Origin of the sequence: Microbacterium sp. C448, from assembly GCF_000582705.2 — a bacterium.
GTDB lineage: Bacteria > Actinomycetota > Actinomycetes > Actinomycetales > Microbacteriaceae > Microbacterium > Microbacterium lacus_A.
Map to the genome: position 1 here is coordinate 1 of NZ_HG779839.1, position 508 is coordinate 508.

The window sequence follows — 508 nt, forward strand, 5'->3', positions numbered from 1 at the left end:
AGTCCGAGGTCGCGCGCGAACACGGTGACGACATCGATCGACCAGCAGGCCGGCACCACGCCCGTCGTCGGCACGAGACCGACCGTCGGTTTGATGCCGAAGATGCCGTTCAGCGCCGCGGGCACGCGCCCCGAGCCGGCGGTGTCGGTGCCGAGGGCGATGTCGACGAAACTCAGGGCGACCGCGACGGCGGATCCCGAGCTCGATCCCCCCGAGATGCGGTCGGGCTGCCAGGCGTTGCGGACGGCGCCGTAGGGGCTTCGCGTACCGACCAGGCCGGTGGCGAACTGGTCGAGGTTGGTCTTGCCGAGCACGATCGCACCCGCGGCGCGTAGTCGGGCCACGGACGGCGCGTCGGCCACGGGCGCAAACGCGAAGGCGGGGCATCCAGCCGTCGTTGCGAGCCCGGCGACATCGATGTTGTCCTTCACCGCAACCAGCACGCCGGCGAGCGGCAGGTGCTCGCCCGCGGCAATGCGCGCGTCGAGGTGGCGGGCCTCGGTGAGCA

The 508-nt window shown here is 72.0% G+C and carries 1 protein-coding gene; it reads right to left on the minus strand.

Features of this window, described 5'->3' with window-relative positions; all coding sequences use genetic code 11:
* Positions 1–508 (minus strand): amidase family protein (locus MIC448_RS16165; protein ID WP_036302063.1); only part of this gene is annotated, 508 nt, incomplete at both ends.